The 20,951-nt window shown below is 67.0% G+C and carries 17 protein-coding genes and 1 pseudogene; 12 read left to right on the forward strand and 6 right to left on the reverse strand.

Annotated features, from left to right (window positions below; genetic code table 11):
* Positions 1 to 160 precede the first annotated feature (160 nt).
* The 4 genes from ABT115_RS26035 to hydA all read left to right on the forward strand — a co-directional run bounded on the left by ABT115_RS26035 (position 161) and on the right by hydA (position 4,453).
* Positions 161 to 430 carry a helix-turn-helix domain-containing protein gene (locus ABT115_RS26035; protein ID WP_351794400.1) on the forward strand — a complete coding sequence of 90 codons (270 nt, stop codon included), beginning with the start codon at positions 161 to 163 and terminating at the stop codon, positions 428 to 430.
* A 268-nt stretch (positions 431 to 698) separates the two neighbouring features.
* On the forward strand, positions 699 to 1,541 hold the full coding sequence (locus ABT115_RS26040) for a nitrilase-related carbon-nitrogen hydrolase (RefSeq protein WP_351794403.1): 843 nt from the start codon (positions 699 to 701) through the stop codon (positions 1,539 to 1,541).
* On the forward strand, positions 1,538 to 2,821 hold the full coding sequence (locus tag ABT115_RS26045; RefSeq protein WP_351794406.1) for an aspartate aminotransferase family protein: 1,284 nt from the start codon (positions 1,538 to 1,540) through the stop codon (positions 2,819 to 2,821). Before ABT115_RS26040 ends, ABT115_RS26045 begins: the two co-directional genes overlap by 4 nt.
* A gap of 231 nt (positions 2,822 to 3,052) precedes the next feature.
* Positions 3,053 to 4,453 carry a dihydropyrimidinase gene (hydA, locus tag ABT115_RS26050; protein ID WP_351794408.1) on the forward strand — a complete coding sequence of 467 codons (1,401 nt, stop codon included), beginning with the start codon at positions 3,053 to 3,055 and terminating at the stop codon, positions 4,451 to 4,453.
* Positions 4,454 to 4,587: 134 nt separating this feature from the next.
* Here hydA and ABT115_RS26055 read toward each other — a convergent pair whose 3' ends face one another.
* Positions 4,588 to 5,841 carry a cytochrome P450 family protein gene (locus ABT115_RS26055; protein ID WP_351794411.1) on the reverse strand — a complete coding sequence of 418 codons (1,254 nt, stop codon included), beginning with the start codon at positions 5,839 to 5,841 and terminating at the stop codon, positions 4,588 to 4,590.
* A gap of 269 nt (positions 5,842 to 6,110) precedes the next feature.
* Here ABT115_RS26055 and ABT115_RS26060 point away from each other — a divergent pair, with 269 nt between their 5' ends.
* Complete coding sequence (locus ABT115_RS26060) at positions 6,111 to 7,439, forward strand: condensation domain-containing protein (RefSeq protein ID WP_351794414.1); 1,329 nt, start codon at positions 6,111 to 6,113, stop codon at positions 7,437 to 7,439.
* 251 nt (positions 7,440 to 7,690) lie between these two features.
* Here the strand turns inward: ABT115_RS26060 and ABT115_RS26065 are convergent, their stop codons facing one another.
* From ABT115_RS26065 to ABT115_RS26075, 3 genes are read right to left on the reverse strand one after another with little or no spacing between them, the layout of a single operon-like run.
* A complete protein-coding gene (locus tag ABT115_RS26065) occupies positions 7,691 to 8,542 on the reverse strand; it encodes an AfsR/SARP family transcriptional regulator (protein ID WP_351794417.1) in 852 nt (283 codons plus the stop codon).
* Between the two features lie 13 nt (positions 8,543 to 8,555).
* Positions 8,556 to 9,236 carry an O-methyltransferase gene (locus ABT115_RS26070; protein ID WP_351794420.1) on the reverse strand — a complete coding sequence of 227 codons (681 nt, stop codon included), beginning with the start codon at positions 9,234 to 9,236 and terminating at the stop codon, positions 8,556 to 8,558.
* A 32-nt stretch (positions 9,237 to 9,268) separates the two neighbouring features.
* Positions 9,269 to 10,207 (reverse strand): NADP-dependent oxidoreductase, encoded by a 939-nt coding sequence (locus ABT115_RS26075; protein ID WP_351794423.1) that lies wholly within the window; start codon positions 10,205 to 10,207, stop codon positions 9,269 to 9,271.
* A gap of 103 nt (positions 10,208 to 10,310) precedes the next feature.
* On the opposite strand from ABT115_RS26075, the gene ABT115_RS26080 reads away from it, so the two are divergent.
* Positions 10,311 to 10,865, forward strand: a complete 555-nt coding sequence (locus ABT115_RS26080) for a MarR family winged helix-turn-helix transcriptional regulator (protein ID WP_351794426.1) — start codon at positions 10,311 to 10,313, stop codon at positions 10,863 to 10,865.
* A 43-nt stretch (positions 10,866 to 10,908) separates the two neighbouring features.
* Here the strand turns inward: ABT115_RS26080 and ABT115_RS26085 are convergent, their stop codons facing one another.
* Together ABT115_RS26085 and ABT115_RS26090 are read right to left on the reverse strand one after the other, a co-directional pair.
* Positions 10,909 to 12,126, reverse strand: a complete 1,218-nt coding sequence (locus ABT115_RS26085; protein WP_351794429.1) for a cytochrome P450 — start codon at positions 12,124 to 12,126, stop codon at positions 10,909 to 10,911.
* A gap of 16 nt (positions 12,127 to 12,142) precedes the next feature.
* On the reverse strand, positions 12,143 to 14,245 hold the full coding sequence (locus ABT115_RS26090) for an ATP-binding protein (RefSeq protein ID WP_351794431.1): 2,103 nt from the start codon (positions 14,243 to 14,245) through the stop codon (positions 12,143 to 12,145).
* Between the two features lie 622 nt (positions 14,246 to 14,867).
* Between ABT115_RS26090 and ABT115_RS26095 the strand changes: the two genes are divergently transcribed.
* From ABT115_RS26095 to ABT115_RS26120, 6 genes and pseudogenes are all read left to right on the forward strand, one after another.
* The gene (locus ABT115_RS26095) at positions 14,868 to 15,932 is read left to right on the forward strand and encodes a methyltransferase (protein ID WP_351794434.1); all 1,065 of its coding nucleotides are present in this window, start codon (positions 14,868 to 14,870) and stop codon (positions 15,930 to 15,932) included.
* Positions 15,933 to 15,990: 58 nt separating this feature from the next.
* The gene (locus ABT115_RS26100) at positions 15,991 to 17,061 is read left to right on the forward strand and encodes a methyltransferase (RefSeq protein ID WP_351794437.1); all 1,071 of its coding nucleotides are present in this window, start codon (positions 15,991 to 15,993) and stop codon (positions 17,059 to 17,061) included.
* A gap of 50 nt (positions 17,062 to 17,111) precedes the next feature.
* A complete protein-coding gene (metK, locus tag ABT115_RS26105; RefSeq protein ID WP_351794439.1) occupies positions 17,112 to 18,347 on the forward strand; it encodes a methionine adenosyltransferase in 1,236 nt (411 codons plus the stop codon).
* Positions 18,348 to 18,641: 294 nt separating this feature from the next.
* Complete coding sequence (locus ABT115_RS26110; RefSeq protein WP_351794442.1) at positions 18,642 to 19,616, forward strand: carbohydrate kinase family protein; 975 nt, start codon at positions 18,642 to 18,644, stop codon at positions 19,614 to 19,616.
* 46 nt (positions 19,617 to 19,662) lie between these two features.
* Positions 19,663 to 19,783, forward strand: a pseudogene (locus ABT115_RS26115) (propionyl-CoA carboxylase); the annotation flags it as partial.
* A 37-nt stretch (positions 19,784 to 19,820) separates the two neighbouring features.
* Positions 19,821 to 20,948, forward strand: coding sequence for an FAD-dependent oxidoreductase (locus ABT115_RS26120; protein WP_351794444.1), 1,128 nt, complete (start codon positions 19,821 to 19,823; stop codon positions 20,946 to 20,948).
* Positions 20,949 to 20,951: the final 3 nt, after the last annotated feature.

A 20,951-nucleotide genomic window follows, 5' to 3' on the forward strand; every position in this document is an offset into this window, starting at 1 on the left:
GCAGATCCGTAGGGACAGTTGAGGTCAGAGCAGTCCTGAGAAACGATTCCCCCCATGCCTAAAGGCACGGGTCCCCTCGCTAGCTATCCGATGGATGTGTCTGTCTTGAGCTGCACCATGCCAATTACTATACCGGCCCCGGCGGTATTAGAATGACGGCATGGTACGAACGCCCCTGACCCCGGAAGAGCGCCGTCGCGGCGAACGCCTCGGAGCGCTGCTCCGCGAGGCACGCGGCGGGCGCAGCATGACCGAGATCGCGGCGAGCGCCGGAATCTCCGCCGAGACGCTGCGCAAGATCGAGACGGGCCGCGCCCCGACCCCCGCCTTCTTCACCGTCGCGGCGCTGGCCGGGGCGCTCGGACTCTCGATGGACGAACTGCTGGCCCGCTGCGCCCCGGAGCCGTGCGTGGTGCCGCTGGCCGGGTAGAGCCGGTCCTTGGCCAGGGCCCGGGACCGGGCTGCGGGGCTCCGCGGTGCCTGGGTGGCGGGTGCCGCCACGTCGAGAGGCTGCCACCGCCGAGCTGGAAGGTGAATGAACGTGTGGACCGCGCGGGTATGAAACGTGATCGACTCTGCCGGTTCACGGCGATGGTCTTGCCCCGCTGTGTGACGGGGCTTACGTTCTCCTCTACGCACGTGTCTACGGGCGTAGAAACGCGTTGAGGCTCTCTGACGCCCTGTCGAAGGAGCAGCTCATGTCCCAAGTCGTACGCGCCGCACTCGTCCAGGCGACCTGGACCGGCGACACCGAATCCATGATCGCCAAGCATGAGGAGCATGCGCGCGAGGCCGCCCGCCAGGGCGCGAAGATCATCGGCTTCCAGGAGGTGTTCAACGCCCCCTACTTCTGTCAGGTGCAGGAACCCGAGCACTACCGCTGGGCCGAGGCCGTCCCGGATGGGCCGACCGTCCGGCGGATGCGGGAACTCGCCCGCGAGACCGGCATGGTGATCGTTGCGCCGGTCTTCGAGGTCGAGCAGTCCGGCTTCTACTTCAACACCGCCGCCGTCATCGACGCCGACGGTTCCTATCTCGGCAAGTACCGCAAGCATCACATCCCGCAGGTCAAGGGGTTCTGGGAGAAGTACTACTTCAAGCCCGGAAACGTCGGCTGGCCGGTCTTCGACACCGCCGTCGGCAAGGTCGGTGTGTATATCTGCTACGACCGACACTTCCCGGAGGGGTGGCGTCAACTCGGTCTCAAAGGTGCCCAGTTGGTGTACAACCCGTCTGCCACCTCGCGCGGCCTCTCCGGCTATCTCTGGCAGCTGGAACAGCCCGCGTCGGCCGTCGCCAACGAGTACTTCATCGCCGCGATCAACCGCGTCGGCCAGGAGGAGTACGGCGACAACGACTTCTACGGAACCAGCTACTTCGTCGACCCGCGCGGTCAGTTCGTCGGCGAGGTCGCCAGCGACAAGGAGGAGGAACTCCTCGTCCGCGACCTCGACTTCGGTCTCATCGACGAGGTCCGCCAGCAGTGGGCGTTCTACCGGGACCGCCGTCCCGACGCATACGAAGGACTGGTGGAGCCGTGAGCAGTCTGCACCAACGCCATCTCGCCGTCAGCCCCGACTGGCTGGCGATCTACTACAAGAACCCCCTGGAGATCACCCACGGCGAGGGCCGCCATGTCTGGGACGCCGAAGGCAGGCGCTACCTCGATTTCTTCGGCGGCATCCTCACCACCATGACCGCCCATGCCCTGCCCGAGGTGACCAAGGCGGTCAGCGAGCAGGCCGGGCGGATCATCCACTCCTCCACGCTCTACCTCAACCGGCCGATGGTCGAGCTGGCCGAACGCATCGCCACGCTCTCCGGCATCCCGGACGCCAGGGTCTTCTTCACCACCTCCGGTACGGAGGCCAACGACACGGCCCTGCTGCTCGCCACCACGTACCGCAGGTCGAACCAGATCCTCGCGATGCGCAACAGCTACCACGGCAGATCCTTCTCCACGGTCTCCATCACCGGTAACAGCGCCTGGTCGCCCACGAATCTGTCCCCGCTGCAGACGCTGTACGTGCACGGCGGCGTCCGCACCCGGGGGCCGTACGCGCACCTCAGCGACGCAGCCTTCATCGCGGCCTGTGTCGCCGATCTGGAGGACCTGCTCGGCCATACCCGCGAGCCCGCCGCCCTGATCGCCGAACCCATCCAGGGAGTAGGCGGGTTCACCTCGCCGCCCGACGGTCTGTATGCGGCCTTCCGCCGGGTCCTCGACCGCCACGGCATCCTGTGGATCTCCGACGAGGTGCAGACCGGCTGGGGCCGCTCCGGCGAACACTTCTGGGGCTGGCAGGCACACGGCGAGAACGGGCCGCCGGACATCCTCACCTTCGCCAAGGGCATCGGCAACGGCATGTCGATCGGCGGTGTCGTGGCCCGCTCCGAGGTCATGAACTGCCTCGACGCCAACTCCATTTCGACCTTCGGCGGCTCCCCGGTCACCATGGCGGCGGGCCTCGCCAACCTTTCGTACCTCCTCGAACACGATCTGCAGGGCAACGCCCGGCGCGTCGGCGGACTGCTGCTCGAGCGACTGCGTGCGATCGGCGCGGCTTCGGAGTGTGTACGGGAGGTACGCGGCCGGGGACTGATGATCGGCATCGAGCTCGTGAAGCCCGGCACCGACGAGGCGAACCCGGAGGCGGCCGCCGCCATGCTCGAAGCAACCCGCGAGGGCGGCCTGCTCATCGGCAAGGGTGGCGGTCACAACACCAGCGTGCTGCGGATTGCGCCACCGCTCTCACTGACCATCCCGGAGGCGGAGGAGGGCGCGGAGATCCTGGCCGAGGCTCTGCGGTCGGTGGGATGAGAAGCAGCGTCCCTCGAACGTCACCGACGCGGCTCGGCGCCGTTCCCGGCCCGGGAACGATGCCGAGCCGCGTCGCACTGTGGGCCGGTGGAGTGCCGGGCGAGAGAAACAGAAACGTCTTCAGTGGTTGGCCTCAGCGGTATTGCCACAGTGGGTAACCCACTTCTACGTTCTTCACCACGCACCTTGTCCACGTGCACAGACCCATTCCGCCGCAGTGAGGAGGGGTACATGAACAGCACCGTCATCCACGGTGGTCTCGTGATCACCGCGTCCGACGAGATCCATGCCGACGTACTCATCGAGGGCGGCCGCATCGCCGCCCTCGCAGCGCACGACACCGACGCGGTCAAGAGCTGGAGCGCCGACCGGAGGATCGACGCCAACGGCAAATACGTCATCCCGGGCGGTGTCGACGCGCATACGCACATGGAGATGCCGTTCGGCGGCACGTTCGCTTCCGACACATTCGAGACCGGGACTCGGGCCGCGGCGTGGGGCGGCACAACAACCATCATCGATTTCGCGATCCAGTCCAAGGGCGGATCTCTCGGTGAAGGGCTTGATGCCTGGAATGAGAAGGCGGATGGAAAGTGTGCGATCGATTATGGGTTCCACATGATCATGTCCGATGTGAACGAGTCCTCACTCAGGGAGATGGATGAGCTCGTCTCGGCCGGCGTTACATCGTTCAAGCTCTTTACCGCATACCCCGGTGTTTTTCTCTCTGATGACGGTCAGATTCTTCGAGCCATGCAGCGTGCAGGCTCGAACGGTGGGCTGGTAATGACGCACGCGGAGAACGGTCTCGCGATCGACGTGCTGGTGGAGCAGGCGCTGGCGCGGGGTGATAGGGATCCGCGCTATCACGGCGAAGTTCGAAAGGCGCTTCTTGAGGCGGAGGCGACGCATCGGGTGATCAAGCTGAGCCAGGTGGCGGGATCCCCTCTCTACGTAGTGCACGTATCAGCTCAGGAGGCCGTTGCCGAACTGGCGCGAGCGCGGGACGAGGGCCTTCCCGTGTTCGGTGAGACGTGTCCGCAGTACCTCTTTCTTTCGACCGACAACCTTGCTGAACCGGAATTCGAAGGTGCGAAGTACGTTTGTTCCACGCCGCTGCGCCCGAAGGAACATCAGGAGGCGTTGTGGCGCGGGTTGCGGACGAATGATCTACAGGTGGTGTCCACGGACCATTGCCCTTTCTGCTTCAAGGGGCAGAAGGAGATGGGGCGGGGGGATTTCTCAAAGATCCCGAATGGCATGCCGGGTGTTGAGAACCGCATGGACCTGCTGCACCAGGCCGTCGTCGACGGGCACATCAGCCGTCAACGCTGGATCGATATCGCCTGCGCCGCGCCAGCCAGGATGTTCGGTCTGTATCCGAAGAAGGGAACGATTGCTCCCGGTGCGGACGCCGACATCGTCATTTACGACCCGAATACCGAGCAGATCATGTCCGCCGAGACACATCACATGAATGTCGACTACTCGGCCTACGAGGGCAAGCGCGTGATGGGACGGGTTGAGACTGTGCTGTCTCGGGGGGTTCCAGTGATCGATAACCGTGTGTATGTGGGGAAGTCCGGGCACGGGGTCTACCTGCCGCGGGGTATTTGCCAGTACATGAACTAAGGGCTGTGCCGTAATTCCTGGCAAGCGCACGGCCACCAGGAATTACGGCACAGCCTTAGATGTATTGCCCTGGGAGGTCGGCAGCCGGCACCGTCCGGTCAGCCGGCGCTTTGACGGCGTACGTGGATCCAGGCTCAGTCCTTCGCCGGGCCGAGATACACCGGCAGGCTGCTGACGGAGTTGGAGAAGATCGACGGAACCGCGCTCAGCTCGGCGGGGTCGGCGGCGAGCCGTAGGCCCGGATAGCGGGCGAACAGCGGGGGCAGAGCCGCCATCGCCTCGAACCGGGCAAGGGCGGGTCCGATGCAGACGTGGGGTCCGCCGCCGAACGCCATGTGCTTCTTGACCGGTCGGTTGATGTCGAACCGGTCGGCGTCCTCGCCGTACTGCGCCGGGTCGCGGTTGACCCCGCTCCAGGGCGCGAGGATGCCGTCGCCCTTGGGGATGGTGACACCGGCCACAGTGATGTCCTCGACCGGGAACCTGGCCGGGAAGTTGCCGACCGGGGCATCCCAGCGCAGGGTCTCTTCGATGACCTTGCTCCACGTTTCGCTGTCGCCGTCGCGGGCGACGGCCAGCTGGTCCGGGTGGGTGAGCAGCGCCCGCGTCGCGTTGGTGATCAGGCTGATCGAGGTCTCATGGCCGGCGCCGATGAGCATCCACAGCGTGTCCTCGAGCTCGTCGTCGGTGAGTGCGTCGTCCTCGTCGTTGTCGGCGAGCAGCGCGCTGGTCAGGTCGTCGGCCGGTTCGGCGCGCCGCATGGCGAAGAGCCGCTGCCACAGTTCGTGCCGCTCCTGCTGGGTGGCGAGGAACTGCTCGGCAGTCGTGTCGGCCCGTACGACGGTGTCGATGAGCTCGCGGAACCGCGGCCACCACGGTTCGGGTACGCCTATGAGCTCGCATATCACCTGCATGGGAAATGGGTAGGCGTAGTGCTGCCGCAGGTCGACGGTGCCATCCGGTCCGACCTGGCCGGGCAAACCGTCCAGCATCGTGGTCACGATCTGATCGATGCGCGGTCGCAGGCGCTCGACTCGCGTACGAGTGAACGAGCGGGTCAGCGGGCGGCGCAGCCGACGGTGCTCCGCGCCGTCGCGGGCCATCGCGTTGTTGAGCCGGATCATGCTGAGCAGTGGCCAGTCGTCGGGGATCTCGCCGCGTTGCAGGGCATCCCAGTTGCGCCAGTCCCGGCCCACCCTCGGGTCGGCGGCGAGCTCGGCGAGCAGCGCGTAGTCGGTGACCACCCACATCCGGACGCGACCGGGAAGCTCTGCGCGGACAACCGGGCCGAGTTCGCGCATCCGGGCCGCCTCGCCATGGCGGTCGGTTCCCAGGGGATCGATGTGGATGAGAGGGGGGGAGGTCTGGTCGACCGTCGAGTCGGTCATGGTGATGCGCCTCCTGGCTGACTGGATGCCGACTGAATTTCAGGGCATGGGAATGAAGCGAATGCCAGCACGACCCGCTTGAGAATCAGTTAATGGCGCCTATAATTTCCGGTTCTGGGATTTGTGACTCATGCCACTTGGTGTTTGATTGACGCCTCTTGTGGGCTTGCTAGTCTCCTGTCGCGTGACCGCTCAGGTCAGTGGACTATGCGGTGTTCTGACAGTGGTTGGGGGCCAGTATGAATACACCGACTGCCTTAACGCGGGCGTTGAGCCCGGCGGAACGCTGGTACTGGATTATCGACCAGCTTTCCACGCTCAATGTCTGCGCCCGGGTCCGTATTGAGGGTGAGCTACCCGCAGCGGTTCTGCGCAATGCGCTCGGCGCGCTTCAGGCCCGGCATCCGATGTTGCGCTTGGCCATAACGGAAGAGCCGTCGGACTCGAGCGGCACCGGAGCGCGGTTCGTGCCGACGAGTAACGCGATTCCACTGCGCGAGGTGACGCTGAGCGAATCCGATGATTCGCGATGGGTGCGTGAGGTGGACGGCCACGAGCTGGCGGAGCCGATCGACTGGCGGTCCGGTCCGCTCGCTCGCGCCGTTGTCATCGGGCAGCCGGGGCAGATCCACGATCTCGTCATCACCGTCCCGCACTGCATCTCGGACGGGACCACCGCGCTCGCGCTGCTGCGGCAGTGGGTCCGGCTCGCCGCCGAGCCGCCGGTGCCCGGCCGGAGCCCTGCGGAGAATGGCTCCACCCCGGTCCCGGTCCCGGTCGAAGCCCTCTTCCCGGCGCACTACCGCGTGATGTCGGGCATCCTGCCGGACAAGGCCGCGGCCGACGGGGACGGACCCGAGGCAGACCCGGGCGAGGTGGGCCGGCTGGAGCCCGAGCGATTCGTGCCGTTCCACCAGCGCCGGACCCGGCTGCTGCACCGATTCCTCGGAAGTCGCGTACTGCAGAGCCTCGCGACGGCGTGCCGGCGCGAGGGCGTCACCTTGCACGGCGTGCTGGCCGCGGCGATGGCCTGTGCCGTGGCACGTGACGCCGGCGCCCCGCCGCCCGCGCATTTCGCAGTGGGCTCTCCGGTCGCCTTCCGGGATGAACTCGAGCGGCCGGTGTCCGAGGACGAGGTCGGCTGCTACGTGTCGGCGGTGCACTCCGTGGTCCGCTATCAGCCCGGGGATCTATGGTCGATGGCCCGATTCATCAATCGCGACATCGCGGCGCGCAGGCAACGCGGCGAGCAGTATTCGGTGTTCAGCCTCCTCGCCGACCAGGGGCCGACCGGCGTCGCTGACAGCGGGCCGTTGGTCCAATACATTGAGGAGCACGGCTCTTTCAACTTCTTTGTGTCCAACATCGGGCGGTTCGACTTTCCCGGGAAGCTGGGTGCGTGGGGATTGTCCGGGGCGCAGTTCGTGGGCGGTATTTCGGTGGTCGGCTACTTCGCCTCATCGGTTACCACCAGCCACGACCAGTTGTCGTGGAACTTCACTTACATCGACGAGGCGATATCCAGGGAGCGTGCTGAGCGCCTCGTCGATGACAGCGTCCGGGCCGTGCTCGCGGCAGCGGAGACAGCCGCCTGTTGATGGTCAAGAGCGTCTGTCAGATCTGCCCGAGCCATGAGAGGCGATCACCGCACGTTCTTGATCCAGTTTCGAACAGGTCATAGCGGCTACTGGCTCAGTTCGGGGTAGTAGGTCAGCTGGTACGGCGACATCTGGGAGACGGCCAGCTCGCCCCCGCCCCGGCAGATGGGGCAGACGCGTTGCCTGCCGCACTGGCGGCATTGCTGCGCCCATGGGCTCGCTGGGCACCCAGCCGCGTCCACCGCTGGTTGTCAGAACGAGCTCGCCAGTGCCGGTATCTCCGGCAGGTCCGCCGCCGGCCGCGGAGGCGGCGTCACCACCTCCGCGTCATCGAGGGCGGGGTCAAGGGTCAGCACCGACTGGTGGAACTCCTTGAGCTTGGGAGAAGGCTCGAGACCGAACTCGTCGAGCAGGTTGCGCCGTAGCTTGTGGAATAACTCCAACGCACGGATGCGGTATCCCGACCGGTACAGCGCGATCATGTACTGGGCGTGGAAATTCTCATGGAAACGGTTCTGTGAGGTCAGCACCGCGAGTTCGCTGAGGATCTGGCGGTGCAGGCCCAGCTTCAGGTCCAGTTCGATGCGGTAGTCCAGCATCGTCATCCGGGACTGCTCCAGCGCGGCGGCCTCGGCGCGGATCCTGGTGCCCGGTTCCACATCGCTCATCATGGGTCCGTGCCACAGGTTCAGGGCTTCGCGGAAGTGCATGGCGGCCGAGCGGAAATCGCCGGCCGCCATGGCATGGCCACCTTCCCTTTGGAGCCGATGGTGGATCTCCAGGTCGAACTGCCTGGGCTCGACGGCTAACCGGTACCCGTTCTGCACCGTCTGCAGCATGGTCTGGGCCACCTCCGCGGAAGGGGACCCGGAGCACTGGGCCAGCCTCTTCCGCAGGTGGAACACATAGATCTGCAGTGCCGCGCGCGCGTTCTTGGGCGGGGCGCCCTTCCACAGCTCGTCCATCATTTCCGAGACGGGCACGACCTGCTCATGGTTGAGCAGCAGAAGCGCAAGCAGGGTGCGTGGCTTCTGCGCGGTGGGTGTTATCTCGACGGCGCCGTGATGGATCGACAGCGGCCCCAGGACCCTGATGTGCATCATCGACTGCCCTGCGTCAGCCGAGCTTGAGGCACACCTGAACCCCCTGGTGGACCGGGAGCCTTACGGAAAGGTATCCGTTGGCCGGGTCGTTGATATGGTCCAGGAAATCCTGGTAAAAGCCCCGGCCGATGTCGAGGTCGATGTCATCGACGATCACCAGGGCGCTGGGTCTCAGCCGGGGCTCCACGACGCTGAGGATCGGCAGCCGCAGGTCGAGCCATCCGTCCAGCAGCAGCAGGTCGACCGGTCCGGGGAGTTCCCGCAGCGTCTCCCGCGCGTCGCCGAGCCGCAGCTCGATGAGGTCGGCGAGGCCGGCGGCGGCGAAACTCTCCTGTGCGCGGCGTGCCTTGTCCTGCTGCAGCTCGGTCGTGATCACCTGACCGCCGCCGTTGTCGCGTACCGCGGACGCCAGATAAAGCGTCGAAATCCCGAAAGAGGTGCCGAACTCCACCACCGTTCGTGCACTGACCGCCCGGGTGAGCAGGTACAGCAGGTCCCCGCCCTCCCTGGACACCGACATGATGATGTCCTTCGTGCGTTCCGCCAGCTCGGCGGCGCTCAGCTCGATGGGGTAATCGCCAGCCATGTCCACGCCGGCATCAGCGAAGGCGGCCACCAGATCCTGCTTTTCCTCGGTGGCCAGCAGCTGGTTCAGGGTCGAGGCGACAGCGTCCGATCGTAATGTCGATGGCATGGGCAGGTTGCTCCTTATAGGACGTGAAGGGCTCAGGGGATCAGGACGGTCCTGCCGGGCAGTTCTCCGGCGGCGGCCGCCTCGTGGACGGCTCTCAGCTCGGGCAGCGGCTGGCGCTGGGCCACGTGGATCTTCAGTTCTCCGGCATCCACGCGGCTGACCAGCTCGGCGAGCTGGCCGGCGTCGCTGCGCCCGAAGACCTGCAGGTTCCGCACCCCGCGCTCGATGTCCTGCAGGCCCGGGGGGATGGTGTTGGCAAAGGCTCCGCCGTCGACGACCAGGTCTACCAGGCGCGCGAGCTCCTCCGGGCCGAGGAATACCAGGTTCAGTACCGCATCGAACTGCTGCCCGGCCACCGCCTCCTGGAGAGGGGTGGCGGTGTAGTCGATGATCTGGTCCGCGCCGTAGGACTGGACGCGGTCGCGGCTGCGCGCGCTGGCGGTCGCGGTCACGACCGCGCCGGCCTGTGCCGCGAGCTGGATGGCGTATCCGCCCACCGCGCCGCCCGCGCCGTTGATCAGGATGCTCTGCTCCGGCTTCAGGCCGATGTGCTCGAACAAGGCCTGCCAGGCAGTCAGCCCGACCGAGGGCAGCGCCGCGGCGTCCGCGAGTTCACCGGTGCGGGGAGCTTTCGCCAGCGTCTCGGCCGGTGCGACGGCGTATTCGGCAGCCGCGCCGGGCGAGGCGATCGGCAGCCATGCCACCACCGCGTCCCCGATGCTCCAACCGCTCACGCCCTCGCCGACCTCGGTGATGACACCAGCCACGTCGTAGCACGGAACATGCGGCAGGACCAGCGGAAACACTTTCGGGAAGTAGCCGGCGCGGATCGAGGCGTCCACCGGGTTGAACGCGGCACCGGCCACCCGCAGTACGACTTGGCCCTCACCTGCCGTCGGCCGGTCCGCCTCCTCGAAAACGAGGACGTCCGTGGCCCCGTAGGAGTGGTAACGCATCGCCTTCATCGTCATCACCGCTTCTCTCGATTGCTTCGAACTCGAAGCAATCATAGTAGTGTGCTTCGAGTTCGAAGCACACCTCTTCGTTGATTCGGGCAGCAGGTACGCTCATTGGATGAGCGGCTCCCACTCGGCCGCCGACGCGGACAGCGCTGGCGCACTCGATCCCCAGCAGCTGGCGGCGTACTTCGCACTCATGGAAGCCGTCAGCCTGCTCCAGCACCAGGTCGAGCAACAGCTGCGTGCCGAGGGCGACCTCAGCTATGTGCAGTTCCAGCTCCTGGCCCGCCTCGCCACGTCCCACGGCCGCATGACCATGACGCAACTCGCCGACGGTGTCGTCTACAGCCGCAGTGGCCTGACGTACCAGGCCGGTCTGCTTGAGGAGGTCGGCCTCATCACCCGCGGTCGCAGTCCCGACGACGACCGCGCCACCCTGGTCACCATCACCGACAAAGGCCGGGCCCTTTTCGACCACGTCCTGCCCGGCCACGTCCAGGTCACCCGCCGGATGTTGTTCGACCCCTTGTCCGACGACGAGCTGGAACGACTTGGCGACATCATGACCCGGGTGCGGGACCACATGCGCGCCCAGCCCCCTCGCTCCGCCGCTCGTGGCAACCGCGGCCCGAGCCCGGCAGCCCGGGCGAAGGCCGCGCCGCAGGGATAGCGGCCTGCTCCGGCCAGGCCGGGCACCAGTGTCTCCACCGGCACTAGCGATCGCCGAAGCGCAGCGGGAGCTTTTCCGGACCGTGGATGCCGGTCGGTGGCCGCCAGCTGACCGGGCCCACGATGGAAGGCGGGCCCAGCCGCTTGACCAGCGCGGACAGCGCATCCGCCATTTCAGCACGGGCGAGCGGGGCACCCAGGCAGTAGTGCAGACCCGCGCCGAAGAGCAGAGGGGGTGCCGTGCTGCTGGTCGTGATGTCGAACGAGTCGCCGTACTCGAAGACGCGCGGGTCGCGCTGCGCGGTCTGTGCGCACATCGTCATAAAGGTGCCCTTCTCGATGTGCAGGCCTCCGTAGTCGAAGTCCTCGGCCGCGCACCGGTAGATGATCGGCGTCGATGGGGACCAGCGGATGATCTCCTCGATGGCCTGGGGCACCAACTCGGGGCGCTCGGCCAGCAGGTTCCACTGCTCAGGGCGCTCGGCGAAGATGACCATGGCATTGGAAAGCTGATGGCAGGTGGTGTCGTGGGCGGCGAACACCAGCGTGACGAGAAGGTTGCGGAGTTCGTCCTCGCTGACCTGGCCTTCTTCTCGCTGCGCGGCGACCAGTGTGGAGATGAGGTCATCGCCCGGGTTCTTCGCCTTGTCCTCCATCAGCGAGGAGATATAGCCGTTCAGCCCTACGACAGCCCGCTCCACGCGCGCGACGATGTCGCCGCCGTGGATCATGCTGAAGACGAGGCCGATGTCGTTCGTCCACAGGCGGAACGTGTCGTAGTCCTCCCTCGGCACGCCGAGCATCCTGCACATGACCGCCAGCGGCAGCGGGTCCGCGAAGCTCTCGACGAACTCGCACGAGCCGGCCGATGCCATCTCTTCGGCCATGCGCTCGGCCTCTGCCCGGACGAACGGCCGCAACTCACTGATCATGCGCGGGGTGAAGGCCTTGCTCACCAGGCCGCGCAGCCGCCGGTGATCCTCCCCGTCGTGATTGTTGATCATGGGGACGAACCAGTCGTAGATCGGCCCGTCGAAGACACCGTTCTGCTCCATGTAGCCCCGGCCGTTGTGATCGAGCCGCCGGTCCCGCAAGAGTTCCTGGGCCTCGGCGTACCGCAGCACGAGTAGGCCCATCGGGCTGTTCGCATACCAGCTCTTCGCCTGGGCCGCCATCACCTCGGGCGCGCCGAAGTCGAACTCTGGCTCAATGATATTGAGGAACGGGACATCGGAGGTTGCCGCATTCTCCGCCGTAACCATGCTTGGACTCCTTGACTTATCCGCCGATGGACAACGATGCGCGGGTGGCAGTGGCAGGGTCGCCTTCGGTGGCCGGTAGCAAGTGCCTGGCGGTCCTGGCCGCCCTTTCGGCCGCCCGTTCCGTCGCCCCCGCCCGGCCGGCCGCCGCACCGATCCACCGGTGCAGACGGGCCCGGCGCAACCGCCCGGTGGTTTCGTACAACACCTCGGCGACCAGGGCGTGGGTGAAGCGGAACCAGCCGAGGCGCCGCTGGTCTTCCATGATCAGGCCCGCCGCGATCGCGGTGTCGAGGGCCGCCAGTGCCGCGTCGATCCCGACCGGCACGAGGTCGGCGACGACCGCGATGTCGAAGTGCCGGCCGACGACGGCCGCCACCGACAGCACCTCGACCGCAGACCGGGGCAGCCGCGCGATGCGTCCCAGCACCACCTCGCGCACCAGGACCGGCACCGGGGCCGCACGGGGATCGTCCAAGCGCTGGTCGTCGGTCAGCAGCCCGATCATCTCCCGCAGGAAGAACGGGTTGCCGTCGGTGCGGGCACACAGCCCTTCCGCGGTATGGCTGCTGATTTCCCGGCGCAGGATGGCGCTCGCCAGAGCCTGGGTGTCCTGGGGAGTCAGCCCTTCCAGCTCCAGCCGCGTCATTTCCCCGCGGGCCAGGGCAGCCAGCGTCTCGGCCAGGACCGGCGCCTCGTGCGACCGGTAGGACACGACCAGCAGCAGCCGGCTTGCGGGCACCGACTCGGCCAGGTGGGCCAGCAGCCGCAGGGAGCCCGGGTCCGCCCGATGCAGGTGGTCGAGCATCACGACCAGCGGTCCGGTCCGGGACAGGCCGGTCAGATACTGGACGATCGCCTCGAACCGCCGCAGTGCGGCACCGGGCGGCTCCGCGCCGTCCGTCGGCCGCTGGGTGTCCCCGTCCAGCAGCTCCGACACCGGGCGGGGTATCGAGTGCTGCGGGAAAGCGGTGGCCGCCGCACGCAGCACCTGCTCCCAGACCCACAGCGACGGTGCGGTGACGTGTTCGGTGCAGGTACCCCAGAGCACCGCCACTCCCGTCGGCTCGGCGAAGCGCCTCAGCAGACAGGTCTTTCCGGCTCCCGGTTCCCCAGACACCGTGACCACGCGCCCCCGGCCGGCCTGTGCCGCGGCCAGTGCCTTGGTCAGCTGCCGCAGTGCCTCCTCCCGGCCGACGAACACCTCCCCGTCGGCATCCGGCGCCGGCGGCAGACCTGCCGAACCAGCCTGCTGCGGGGCCGCCGACCTGCTGGACCCTGCCGAGTCCGGGAGGGCCGGGGTCGGGTGCCGGTCCAGGGACGGGGCCTGGTTCAGGATCTTCCGCCTGAGGTGCTGCAGCGCCATCCGCGGATCGACGCCCAGCTCCTCGGTCAGCCGTATCTGCATGGTCTGCAGCACTTCCAGTGCGTCGGCCTGCCGACCGGCCCGGTACAGCGCCAGACTCAGCAGCTCACAGCCGTACTCACGCAGCGGATTGGCCTTCATGAAGGCCTCCAGTTCGGCCGCCGCCATCTCATTGGCTCCCAGGTCCAGCAGCGCCGCGCAGCGCATCTCGACGACCGACAGCTGCAGTTCCTGCAGTCGCGCCACCTCCGGCACCACACAAGGAACGGCGGCCACCTCCTGGTAGGCCTGCCCCCGCCACAGCGCCAGCGCCGCCTCGAACTCACTCAGCGCCCGCTGCGGGTGCTCCTGGCCCCTGGCCTGCCAGCCCGCCTTGGCGTGCTCGACGAACCTGTGGGCGTCGACGTCGGTGGCGTCGGCGTCCAGCAGATAGCCCTGGGTACACGTACGCAACACGGTCGCCGGTCTTCTCGGCGCACGATCCGGTTCCAGCAGCTTTCGCAGATTCGCCACATACGCCTGGAGTGAGGTCATCGCCGAGGGCGGCGGATGCCCGGCCCACAGGGCTTCCATCATCACGTCCACGGTCACCGGCTGGCCCACCTGGCTCACCAGCAGCGCGAGCAATGTGCGCTGCTTGGGTGCCCCCAGATCCACCGGCCGGCCGGCAATCATTGCTTCCACGGGGCCCAACGCACGGAATTCCACCGCGACCTGGGGGCCGCTGTGTGCGGCCGGCGACTGAGTCTTGGTCACCGGGCAGATCCCGTAAGGCATGAGCTCCCGACGACTAATGCATTGATCATGTCAAGCCTTTCCGGGGGGCAGCTGCTGTGTGTGATCACGTTGCGGAATTCGTTCTGAGTGTCCGCTGTGCATCCGGGCATCGGCTGGTTGAGGCTAGGGACGCCCGCTGAAAAATCTCTTAAAAGGCCCTAGGGTCTGTGCGGTTGAGATCATGGAAGGGCTGGCCGGCTGTGCGGCTGGAGGGCGAAGCTGCGGAGGTGGAACCCGGCGGTGCGGCTCTTGGGTGTCTTGCCGTGGCGGGTGGCCGGCTGTGCTGTTGGCGCTCCGGCACGTCCTGCCAAGGACTGCCGGTCCGCACTCTTCACATCACCGCGTTGATGTAGCGGCGCAGGTCGGGAATCGGCCCGGGCGTCCCCAGCGGTAGGTGCGGCTCGATCAACTCCCGCTCCGCATCGTGCAGATCGCCACGCCTCACGCGCCCGCTCCACCGCAGCCGACACGCCTTCGAAGTGGGAACGGCGCATCCAATGTCGTGAGAGGCGGACGGGGCGCCAAGCCGGCGCCAACTCGTTGAACAGCCCCGGCCAAGTCGGGTGGCCGATGCTGTCGCACGACTCGAAGGGATCGGTCCATGACTGCAGAAGCAACGCTCGCACGTTTCCGCGAATACATGGTGGGACCCGCGCGGTTCATGAATCTGCTGTCCTGCTTTGAACTCGGCGTCGTCGATGCGCTCCGGGAGAATCCCGGCATGACGGCGGCCAAGCTCGGCGATATCGTCGGGGCCAAGCCGGATGCCGTGGAGCAACTCCTGTATCTGCTGGTCAAGGAGGGTTTCGTCGCGTATGACGAGGCTTGTGGCGCATATTCGCTGGACGCGCTCGCCGACGTGGCCGACGTCGACCTCCAGCGGGTACTCGCTTTCATGGACAAGATCAAGGTCACTACGCTCCGGCAGTTGTTCTATCTCACCGAGAGTGTGCAGACCGGGACCGTCGTCGGCCTGCGCGAACTCTACGGGTTCGACGGGGACCTGTACGCCGCTATGGGCGTGCACGCGGACCTGCGCGAATCATGGTCGAGGTTGATGGACTCGGTCACCGAGCGCATTGATCCCTGGTTCTTCGACAACATCGACGTCCCCTCCGGCGCGCAGGTGCTCGATCTGGCCGGAAACACTGGTCTCGGCGCGATTCACACCTTCAGGATGAAGGCGTCGCCCGGACTTCGGGTGACCACGTTCGATCTGCCCGACAAGGAAGACGAATGCCTACGGAACTTCAGGGATCACGGTGTGGCCGAGCACTGCTCGTTCATCGGCGGTGACGTGTTCAAGGCTGTTCCCAAAGGCTTCGACGTCGTGTTGGTCAAACACTTCCTGAACATGTTCGACAAGGGGGATGTGTTCAGGATCCTGGAGGGTATCCACCAGTCGCTGAATGTCGGCGGACAGGTCAACATCCTGGTGCCGATATATTCCGAGAACATCGGGGATTCCTGCACCGTTGACTACTACCCGTCCTTCTTCCTCGGCTGCGCCACCGGTCAGGGTGGGCCGCAGAAGCTGTCGACGTTCCGGGCCTGGCTGGAGGAGACGGGATTCACCGTCACAAAGGCGATTGCCCAGGATCCCGCCGACCTTCCGCCGGATGCCCTCCCGCTGCAGGGCATTCTGTGCGCGACGAAGACTGCATGATCAGCCGGGTTCGTCCTGGCTCCACCATTGGTTTCGCATGACTCGAAGGGATCGGTCCATGACTGCAGAAGCAACGCTTGCACGTTTCCGCGAATACATGGTGGGACCCGCGCGGTTCATGAATCTGCTGTCCTGCTTTGAACTCGGCGTCGTCGATGCGCTCCGGGAGAATCCCGGCATGACGGCGGCCAAGCTCGGCGATATCGTCGGGGCCAAGCCGGATGCCGTGGAGCAACTCCTGTATCTGCTGGTCAAGGAGGGTTTCGTCGCGTACGACGAGGCTTGTGGCGCATATTCGCTGGACGCGCTCGCCGACGTGGCCGACAGCGACCTCCGGGGGGTCGTCGCCTTTCTGGAATTCATTAAGGTCACCACGCTCAGGCAGCTGTTCTACCTCACCGAGAGCGCGCGGAGCGGGACCATCGTCGGCCTGCGAAAATTCTATGGATTTGACGGGAATCTGTACGCTGCCGCAGCCGAGCACCGGGACCTGGGCGACCCTTGGGCAAAGGTGATGAACGCGACCACCGCGCGCATCGACCCCTGGTTCTTCGACAACATCGACATCCCCTCCGGGGCGCAGGTGCTCGATCTGGCCGGGAACACCGGCCTCGGTGCGATCCACACCTACAAGCTCAAGAAGTCGCCCGGACTCCGGGTGACCACATTCGACCTTCCCGAACGGGAAGAGGAATGCCTGCGGAATTTCCAGGAATACGGTGTGGCCGAGCACTGCTCGTTCATCGGCGGTGACGTGTTCAAGGCTGTTCCGAAAGGTTTTGACGTCGTGCTGATCAAGCACTTCATCGACATGTTCGACAAGGGGGACGTGCTCAGGATCTTCGACGGCGTCAGCCAGTCGCTGAATGTCGGCGGACAGGTCAACGTCCTGGTGCCGGTGTACCCGGAGAACATCAAGGACACCGACAACTACACCATCGACTTCTTCCCGAGCTTCTTCCTCGGCGCCTCTATGGGCCAGGGTGGGCCGCAGAAGCTGTCGACGTACCGGAGTTGGCTGGAAGAAGCCGGCTTCACGGTCACCAAGGCGATCTCCAAGGATCCCGCCGAGCTGCCGCCGTACGCCCTCCCCGTGCAGGGCATTCTGTGCGCGACGAAGACCTCCTGATCGCCGCGCACCACTTGTAGCCACGACGACACCCACCAGTCTGGAGGGTCATGTCCCGCCGCCTGTTCACCTCGGAATCCGTGACCGAGGGGCATCCCGACAAGATCGCCGACCAGATCAGCGACACCATCCTCGACGCGCTGCTGCGCCAGGACCCCACCTCGCGCGTCGCGGTCGAAACCCTGATCACCACCGGTCAGGTGCACATCGCGGGCGAGATGACGACATCCGCCCAGGTCGACATCGCCGACCTGGTGCGGCGGAAGATCCTCGACATCGGCTACGACTCTTCCGCCAAGGGCTTCGACGGCGGCTCCTGCGGCGTGTCGGTGTCCATCGGCTCGCAGTCGCCCGACATCGCGCAGGGCATTGACACGGCGTACGAGAAGCGCGTCGAGGGCGCCTCCCGCGACGAAGGGGGTGACGAGCTGGACAAGCAGGGCGCGGGCGACCAGGGCCTGATGTTCGGGTACGCGACCGACGAGACGCCCACCCTGATGCCGCTGCCGATCGAGCTCGCCCACCGCCTCTCGCGCCGCCTGACGCAGGTCCGCAAGGACGGCACCGTCCCCTACCTGCGCCCCGACGGCAAGACCCAGGTCACCATCGAATACGTGGGCAGCCGACCGGTCCGCCTGGACACGGTCGTGGTCTCCTCGCAGCACGCGCGCGATGTCGACTTGGACTCGCTGCTCGCCGCCGACATCCGCGGGCACGTCGTCGAACACGTCCTGGCCCAACTGGCCGATGACGGCATCAAGCTGGACACGGACGACTGCCGCCTGTTGGTCAACCCGACCGGCCGGTTCGAGATCGGTGGCCCGATGGGCGACGCCGGGCTGACCGGCCGGAAGATCATCATCGACACGTATGGCGGCTCGGCCCGGCACGGCGGCGGCGCCTTCTCCGGCAAGGACCCCTCCAAGGTGGACCGCTCCGCGGCGTACGCGATGCGCTGGGTCGCCAAGAACGTGGTCGCGGCCGGCCTGGCCTCGCGCTGCGAGATACAGGTAGCGTACGCGATCGGCAAGGCCGAGCCGATCGGCCTGTTCGTCGAGACCTTCGGTACCGCCAAGGTCGCCGTCGACAGGATCGAGCACGCCATCGCCGCGGTGTTCGACCTGCGCCCGGCGGCGATCATCAGGGACCTCGACCTGCTTCGCCCGATCTACTCCCAGACCGCGGCCTACGGCCACTTCGGCCGTGAGCTGCCGGACTTCACCTGGGAGCGCACCGATCGCGTCGACGCCCTGCGCGAGGCGGTGCAAGCGGGCGGAACGGCCTAGGGCGTGTTTCGAAAGTAGCGTCGTCCGCCCGCAGGGCGGGGGCCGGGGGCGTCTGGTGCGTGCGATCGCAAGGCGGAGGGAGGAGAGCGCAGCGGGCTGCGCCGACGACCGACAACGCAGCGAGCGTGCGTACCAGACGGGACTTTCGAAACACGCCCCAGTCGCGCCGGGGTGCCCGGCGCGACAGCCAGTGGTGCGCGGTTTCCCCGGCCGCTCACCACTTCCCCGCCGGGCACCGGCAACCGGCAGCCGTCAGGTCCCTGACACCGGCTCAGGTTCAAGGAGTGCTCTTCCGTGCGTATCGCCGTGACCGGATCGATAGCGACCGATCATCTGATGGTGTTTCCCGGACGCTTCGCCGAGCAGTTGATCAAGGAGCAGCTGGAACGGGTCTCCCTGTCGTTCCTGGCCGACCGGCTGGAGGTGCGCAGAGGCGGCGTCGCCGCCAACATCGCATGCGGCCTCGGACGGCTCCGGCTGAACCCGATCCTGGTGGGCGCGGCGGGCATCGACTTCGCCGAGTACGGCGCCTGGCTGCAGGCGAACGGCGTCGACACCTCCTCGGTGCTGGTCAGCGACAGTCTGCACACCGCGCGCTTCGTGTGCACCACAGACGAGGACCAGAACCAGATCGCCACCTTCTACGCCGGCGCCATGGCCGAGGCCCCCCGGATCGACCTGGCCGCGATCGCCGAGCGCACCGGCAAGCCCGCCCTCGTCCTGGTCGGGGCCGACGACCCCGCGGCCATGCTGCGGCACACCGCCACCGGCCACCGCCTCGGCATCCCGGTCGCCGCCGACCCCTCCCAGCAGCTCGCCCGCCTCGGCCGCGAGCAGGCCCGCCAACTGGTCGACCACGCACGGTGGTTGTTCACCAACGAGTACGAGGCCGCCCTCCTGATGGAACGTACCGGCTGGACGAAGCGGCAACTGCTCGCCCGGGTCGGCACCTGGATCACCACGCGGGGCGCGTCCGGAGTGTCACTGGCCTCGTCCGGTGCCGCCACGCTGGAGATACCGGCCGTACCCACGGACAAGATCGTCGACCCCACGGGTGCGGGTGACGCCTTTCGGTCCGGCTTCCTCGCCGGCGCGGCGTGGGGGTGGCCGCAGGAGCGGGCCGCCCAGCTCGGCTGCGCCCTGGCCACCACCGTGCTGGAGTCGGTCGGCACCCAGGAGTACAAGCTGGTCCCGTCGGATCTGGTCGCCCGTATCGCCCGGACTTACGGCATCGATGCGGCCCGCGCCGTGGAGCTGCAGTGGTCATGACCGCGGTGAGAGCAGGCCGACCGCGCGCGAACGCATCGGCCTGCTCCTGGTCGACGACGTCATCGACCCCGCGGAGCCCCGGTCGGTGCTCATCCGATCCCTGCGGATGCTCGCCGCGAAACACGCCGAACTGTCCCTACCGCAAGCACGGCAACCCGCCCCAGTAGCCCGTTTCCCGCTCCTGCGCAGCAAGGGAGGATCACAATGGCGTCGAAGCAGGTCGAACGCGTGTTGATCGTCGGTGCCGGCATAGCCGGCATGTCGGCGGCGATCGCCTTGCGCCGCAACGGAGTTGCGGTCGATCTGATCGACATCGGTACCGACTGGACGGTGACCGGCGCCGGCCTCACGATCACCGGGCCGACGCTGCGGGCCTTCCGGCAGCTCGGCGTGTACGACGAGATCGCCGCGCAGGGCTATGCCGGTGAGGGCATCCGGGTGTGCGGGGTCGACGGCGAGCCCATCAGGGACATCCCGACGCCGATGCCGCCGGAGGCCCGGGTGTGCGGCTCGGGCGGGATCGCCCGGCCGGTGCTGTACAAGATCCTCTCCTCGCGGGTGCTCGCCGACGGCGTCCGCCCGCGTTTCGGTATGGCCGTCGAGAATATCACCCACGAAGGCGACGGCGTCGACGTCACGTTCAGCGACGGCACCACCGGCCGCTACGGCATGGTCGTCGGAGCGGACGGGATCTACTCGCGGACCCGCGAGCAGATATTCCCCGGCGCGCCCCGGCCGGAGTACACCGGGCAGAGTGTGTGGCGGATGTTTGTGCCGCGCCCGCCGGGGGTCGACCGCCGCCACTACTTCCTCGGCGGCGAGGCCAAAGTCGGCTGGACACCGATCTCGGCGACCCAGATGTACATGTTCGTGGTCGAGCGCACGCCGCGGGTGGCCCGCAAGCCGCACGAGCTGCCAGGCGGCCTCGCCGGCCTGCTCGAACCGTACGGTGGGTACGTGCGGCAGTTCCGGGCGTCGATCAGCGGGGACACCGGGATCGTGTTCCGCCCGCTGGAGTCGTTCGACCTGCCGGGCCCGTGGCACTCCGGGCGGGTGATCCTGATCGGGGACGCCGCCCATCCGACGACGCCGCAACTGGCCTCCGGGGCCGGGATCGCGGTCGAGGACGCCCTGGTGCTCGCCGAGGAACTGGTCCGCCACGGGTCCGTCGCCGAGACGTTCGACGCGTTCACCGCACGGCGCGAGCAGCGGTGCCGGCTCGTCGTCGAGAGCTCGATCGAGATCGGCCGGCTCGAACAGCAGCAGGCGCCACCGGAGGCCCAGACGGCCGTGGTGGAACGTGTGCTGGCGAAGCTGACGGAGCCGGTCTGAGCT

Origin of the sequence: Streptomyces sp. NPDC001832, assembly GCF_040297265.1 — a bacterium.
Taxonomy (GTDB): Bacteria; Actinomycetota; Actinomycetes; order Streptomycetales; family Streptomycetaceae; genus Streptomyces.

Coding starts and splice junctions, on each gene's coding strand:
- hydA (WP_351794408.1), top strand. CDS start 3,053: ATGAACAGCACCGTCATCCACGGTGGTCTCGTGATCACCGCGTCCGAC.
- ABT115_RS26065 (WP_351794417.1), bottom strand. CDS start 8,542: ATGATGCACATCAGGGTCCTGGGGCCGCTGTCGATCCATCACGGCGCC.
- metK (WP_351794439.1), top strand. CDS start 17,112: ATGTCCCGCCGCCTGTTCACCTCGGAATCCGTGACCGAGGGGCATCCC.
- ABT115_RS26055 (WP_351794411.1), bottom strand. CDS start 5,841: ATGACCGACTCGACGGTCGACCAGACCTCCCCCCCTCTCATCCACATC.
- ABT115_RS26095 (WP_351794434.1), top strand. CDS start 14,868: ATGACTGCAGAAGCAACGCTCGCACGTTTCCGCGAATACATGGTGGGA.
- ABT115_RS26035 (WP_351794400.1), top strand. CDS start 161: ATGGTACGAACGCCCCTGACCCCGGAAGAGCGCCGTCGCGGCGAACGC.
- ABT115_RS26075 (WP_351794423.1), bottom strand. CDS start 10,207: ATGACGATGAAGGCGATGCGTTACCACTCCTACGGGGCCACGGACGTC.
- ABT115_RS26120 (WP_351794444.1), top strand. CDS start 19,821: ATGGCGTCGAAGCAGGTCGAACGCGTGTTGATCGTCGGTGCCGGCATA.
- ABT115_RS26070 (WP_351794420.1), bottom strand. CDS start 9,236: ATGCCATCGACATTACGATCGGACGCTGTCGCCTCGACCCTGAACCAG.
- ABT115_RS26085 (WP_351794429.1), bottom strand. CDS start 12,126: ATGGTTACGGCGGAGAATGCGGCAACCTCCGATGTCCCGTTCCTCAAT.
- ABT115_RS26080 (WP_351794426.1), top strand. CDS start 10,311: ATGAGCGGCTCCCACTCGGCCGCCGACGCGGACAGCGCTGGCGCACTC.
- ABT115_RS26100 (WP_351794437.1), top strand. CDS start 15,991: ATGACTGCAGAAGCAACGCTTGCACGTTTCCGCGAATACATGGTGGGA.
- ABT115_RS26040 (WP_351794403.1), top strand. CDS start 699: ATGTCCCAAGTCGTACGCGCCGCACTCGTCCAGGCGACCTGGACCGGC.